The 5415-nt window shown below is 41.5% G+C and carries 4 protein-coding genes; all 4 read left to right on the top strand.

Translation table 11 applies throughout. The features are described from left to right. Positions 1–155 precede the first annotated feature (155 nt). From IJT21_08265 to IJT21_08250, 4 genes are read left to right on the top strand one after another with little or no spacing between them, the layout of a single operon-like run. Positions 156–1565 carry a hypothetical protein gene (locus IJT21_08265; GenBank protein ID MBQ7578242.1) on the top strand — a complete coding sequence of 470 codons (1410 nt, stop codon included), beginning with the start codon at positions 156–158 and terminating at the stop codon, positions 1563–1565. Positions 1566–1620: 55 nt separating this feature from the next. Further along, positions 1621–2457, top strand: a complete 837-nt coding sequence (locus tag IJT21_08260) for a 5'-methylthioadenosine/adenosylhomocysteine nucleosidase (protein MBQ7578241.1) — start codon at positions 1621–1623, stop codon at positions 2455–2457. Between the two features lie 9 nt (positions 2458–2466). Next, positions 2467–4608 carry a hypothetical protein gene (locus IJT21_08255; GenBank protein ID MBQ7578240.1) on the top strand — a complete coding sequence of 714 codons (2142 nt, stop codon included), beginning with the start codon at positions 2467–2469 and terminating at the stop codon, positions 4606–4608. Positions 4609–4610: 2 nt separating this feature from the next. Continuing rightward, the gene (locus tag IJT21_08250; GenBank protein ID MBQ7578239.1) at positions 4611–5378 is read left to right on the top strand and encodes a hypothetical protein; all 768 of its coding nucleotides are present in this window, start codon (positions 4611–4613) and stop codon (positions 5376–5378) included. Positions 5379–5415: the final 37 nt, after the last annotated feature.

Raw genomic sequence — 5415 nt, 5'->3', positions numbered from 1 at the left:
CGGGTGGGAGGAATCAGGGGCGTGCGGGGGATAATTTATAAATAATTTTATTGCGTAAATTCCTGATTCACAATTAAGATATTTCAAGTAAAATTATTTTACCCAAATAAAAAATTTTTCTCATATTCATATACACAGAAGGGAGAACTATATTAATGAATTTCGGTGTAGATTTTATAATAGGCTCGATTTTGTTATTAACATTCTTTGCGCTTGCATGGTACTGTATCAAGGGTTATAACTTGATGATCGGCTTTCTTGTAATTACGATTTTATGGACAGTTTTGCCGCTGGGCGGGACTTTGTTTGTATCTGAAGAATTCTTGAAGGCCAACCCCGTTTTAATGTTCGGAGCAGGAACAGGGACGACTCTTGTTTCAATCTTGAATAAAATTTATCAGTCAGCACCTGAAGGCTGGGGAACTACCCTCGTTAATGTCTGCTGGGGTGCATGGTTCGGCCGTGTTTTAATGGACACTGGAATCGCTTCTACTTTAATCCGCAAAACTGTAGAACTTGGCGGAGATAAACCGGTTGTAACAATTTCATTATTGAATCTCGTTACAGCATTAATATTTACTTCAATGACAGGAGCCGGCCCCGTTATAGCAATTGGAGTTATAGTGCTTCCTATTTTAATGTCCCTCGGAGTACCTAAAGCAATAGCAATGTTTACATTTATGGGAAGTGTAGCAGCAGGAATTTATTTAAACCCTGTAAATTTTGCCCAGTACCGTGCATTCTTTATTAAGCCGTCAGAAATGCCTGATTTCACACTCGGCTGGTACGCTAATCACTGGGGTTATGCGGCATTAATAATTATGCTTGTTGTAACAACTTTGCTTGCTATGTTATATCTTAACCGCTCGAAATCTCATAGACAATGGGCAGCCCAAACCCGCACGCCTCAAGCCTCACAGAAGGACGCACCGATTTATACATTAATTCTCCCTGTAGTTCCTGTAATTCTCAATATTGCGTTTAATTTTTCAGTTATAGGCGGATTTGTTATTGCGGGATTTGCGGCTTTATTCTTATGCGGCAGGATGTCGGGAACTTTCCGCGAAAATTGCCAGCTCGTGAATAAATTATATTATGAGGGCGTTGTTGATACTGCTCCATTAGTAGGATTCCTGCTTACTCTTCCTATGTTTAATCAAGTTGCGACTTATGCATCACCTTATTTCAACGTAGTAATCGGCGACATTATGCCCACTTCTGAACTTGTAGTCTGTGTAGTCTTTGCTGCGTTATTATTCATGGGATTATTTAGAGGGCCTATGACTCTTGTCGGCTGCGGAGCTGCTACACTGGGAGTTCTCTCACATGTCGCAAAATTTTCCGTCCCGTTCTTATATGGAGTCTTTGCAATTCCTACAATTACGGTAAATATCGGCTGCTGTATCACTCAATCATGGGTAGCATGGGGACTTGCTTATACAAAAGTTGAATCGCGCGATTTCTTGAAGCTCTCAATACCGAATGCCTACGCAACGGGAATTTTACAATATGCGGCAGTGTATTTATTCTTGACTGGATTCGGCGCGGCTTGGATGGTAGGTTAAAATTTGATATTATGCCCTCTCGTGATTAATTTTATGGGAGGGTTTTATTATAATCATGAAAAAATTTTTCCTTGCTGTAATAATTCTTGTTAGTATATTAGCTGTTAGTGCAAGTTCTGAGACATGGGTACTCAAGGCCGGTGATAAATCTTCAGCCATAAATATAGAAGTTACCGGCAGAAATATTTCACCCGCAAAAAAAGTCGGCATAATCGGAGCGATGGACACAGAAATAGCTTTCTTGAAAGAGTCTATATCTATTATGAGTCTTGATAAGATTGCGGGAATGGAATTTTACAGCGGCAAACTCGGAAGCTCTGATATAGTACTCGTGAAAAGCGGCATAGGTAAAGTCAACGCGGGAATTTGTGCGCAGATCTTAATAACTCAATTCGGAGTCAATGAAATAATTAATACCGGCGTGGCTGGCTCATTGAATCCTGATTTAAACATTAGCAGTCTCGTTATAGCCGTTGATTGTGTTCAACATGATTTTGACGTGTCAGCTATAAATTTCGCAAAAGGTGAGATTCCATATACCGGCAAATTTGCATTTGAGACCGACAAGAAATTACGCGCTGAAATCATGAAAGCTGCTAAAAAATTCGCTCCGTTCAGAAATGTAATCGAGGGTAGAATCTGCACAGGGGATAAATTCATAAATAATAAGGCGCAGAAAGAGGCCATTATAAAAAATTTCGGCGGTGATTGCTGCGATATGGAAAGCGGGGCAGTTGCTCAAGTTTGTTACTTGAATAGAATTCCCTTTGTGATTATCCGGGCAATTTCAGACGGAGCAGACTCAGAATCGACAAAAAATTTACATGAATTTGAAGAAGTTACAGCGAGATTAAGTGCTTCAATAGTTAAATCAATGTTAGAAGGGAGATAGTTTTTACACATGCCCGAAGAAGTAAGAGAAAGAAAAGTCCGCATGGGTATAGATGTCGGAGGAACTTATACAAAATGTGTCGCGATGGATAATTTGACTCATGAGATAATCGGCAAAAATGAAGTCAAGACTACCCATGACGATAAAGACGGGGTCGCTGCCGGAGTCGTTCAGTCATTCCGGAATTGCATGGCAGAAAACGGCATTAAACCCGAAGACGTTGTATTTGTAGCGCACTCTACGACTCAAGCAACAAACGCATTTATTGAAGGCGATGTAGCAAATGTAGGAGTTTTCGGAGTCGCAGGCGGATGGTTTGAAAGTTTTCTAGCAAAAAGACAGCTCGCACTGAATGATATAGTGTTAGATCCTAAGACTCAGAAAGTAATCAAGATATTTAACGCCTTTGCACGCAAGAAAAATTTAACGCCTGAACTCGTAAACAGCACAGTTGACGAATTAATTAACAAGGGTGCGCAGGTTATAGTCGCTTCTATGGCATTCGGAGTTGACAGCATGGGAGAAGAGCAGATGATTCACGATGCCGCCGCGAGTAAAAATGTTCCTGCAACAATGGCTTCAGATATTACGAAACTTTACGGACTCACGAGAAGGACTCGAACAGCAGCAATAAACGCGTCAATTTTGCCCAAAATGATAGCCACAGCAAACGCTACAGAAAGTTCCGTGAGAAAGGCCGGTGTTACTGTCCCGTTAATGATAATGCGAGGGGACGGCGGAGTCATGGAAATCAACGAAATGAGAAAACGCCCGATCTTGACGGCATTATCAGGCCCGGCAGCGTCTGTTATGGGATCATTGATGTATTTGCGAGCTTCAAATGCTATTTATTTCGAGGTCGGAGGCACTACAACAAATATAGGCGTTATAAAAAATGGTCGTCCCGGTGTTGATTATGCTCAAATCGGAGGTCATGACACTTATATAAGTTCTCTTGACGTAAGAATCTTAGGCTGTGCAGGCGGTTCAATGGTGCGTATAAATGACAAGGAAGTTGTTGATGTAGGGCCGAGAAGTGCTCATATTGCCGGCTGTGAGTATGCTTGCTTTACTCCTGAAGACGAAATTGTTGACCCTCAAATCGAAATGGTAAGCCCAAAACCGGGAGATCCTAGCGACTATGTAATTATCAGGCTCAAGAGCGGCAAAAAAATTTGTTTCACTAATACTGACGCGGCGAACGTGTTAGGCTTGATTGACGAGAAATATTTTGCACATGGTAATGCGAACGCAGCAAGAAAGGCAATGCAGCCAGTTGCTGATAAACTCGGAATCACTGTAGAAGATTTAGCGACTCAGATTTTAGAGAAGGATTACGAGAAAGTCAGCGCGTGTATTAATGCCTTAGCCGATAAATATCAATTAGATCAAGAAAGCATGAAACTTGTCGGGTGCGGCGGAGGTGCTGCGTCCTTAGTGCCATATTGCGCTAATAAAATGGGACTTCAATACAGCATTCCGGAAAATGCCGAAGTAATTTCTTCAATCGGTGTAGCTCTCTCAATGGTCCGCGACGTTGTAGAAAGAGTTATACCAAATCCCACTCAGGAAGATATTAGAGATCTCAAGAAAGAAGCTATTGACGCTGCTGTGAGTTCGGGGGCTGCTCCTGACACTGTAGAAGTGCATATCGAAATCGACTCACAAACCGGAAAAGTTACAGCAATTGCAACGGGATCAACTGAAGTAAAGACTACGGATTTATTGAAAGAGTGCGACGAGTCAGAAGCTGAACAGCTAGCACGTGAGGATTTCGGCTCAAAAGTAAGTAATATTCACTTGGCCGCAAAGACTGATAAATTTTACGTCTATCAGGGCGACAAGGACGAAAAGCACCCAGTCAGAATAGTTGACAAAAAGGGATTTATACGCGTTCAGTGTTCGCAGGCTGAAGTCGTTAAATGCAAAGTCAGTAATTATCTTGATGAAGTTCGCAGATTATGGGAAGACACGGCAGTATTCAAGACTGACTCAATTTTGAGGCCGGATTATTTTGTCTGCTTTGGCCCTAGAGTCAGCGATTACAGCGCAGTAGATCTCGAACATATTGAGCTGCTTATGGATTTAGACATAGGCGACAGGGATTCGGACGAAGAAATTATAATAGTCGGCTCAATCACTGAAATATAAAAATGGACTGGCATTACATAAGGCAGAAATTAAGGCCGATTGCAGACGGTTTATTTGGCAAACAAAGAATATCGCGCTATGAGAGGCCGCATTACAAAGTCAGAGAACTTGATTATATGCTCGCAAAACTTGTTAAGATTCCTGATTTGGAGTGGCGTAATTATGCATTCTCGCGTGAAATTCTCAACGGAAAAATTAATGATGCCCAGCGTCTTGAATGGGCTGTAAAGTCAATCGAGTGCGGGAATCTTTACGCAAATAAATTAATTCGGGAATTCAACACGTCTGACCCTGAAGAACTAGCGCGCGCCCTGAATTTGCAGGTGAGTTATCCGCAATATCCGGAAAAAACTGACCGGGTATTATTTGCTGATTTCGTTATGCCTAATAATATAAATATTTTCATGGATTCTATTTATCGAGCTGAAAGACTTTTACAGAGACATGCTGTTAAACGAGTCTTGACAGAAAAATTGAATCCCGCGAAATTGATTTTAGCACATGAGATATTTCACTTTATCGAGGAGAAATACAAGCGCGAAATTTTCACGAAAACCGAAAAAATTAGACTCTGGAGTCTGGGATTCCTGCATAATGATTCGGGAATTTATGCGCTCGGAGAAATTGCGGCGATGTCATTTGCTGAAAAATTATGCGGTTTGCCTTATTCGCCTTATGTTATGGATGTGTTCTTAGTGTATGATTATTCACCTGAAGACGCAAGCGGACTCTATGAAGAAATGATGACTCTTGCTAATATTGAGCCGTAAATTATCGCTCGTGGTATAGTTTGCAGCGGGGGGGGGG

This window comes from Synergistaceae bacterium, from assembly GCA_017443945.1.
In the GTDB taxonomy this organism is placed as follows: Bacteria; Synergistota; Synergistia; order Synergistales; family Aminobacteriaceae; genus JAFUXM01.
Note: the sequence above shows the minus strand (reverse complement) of the source record. Positions and strands in the feature narration are given on the sequence as shown.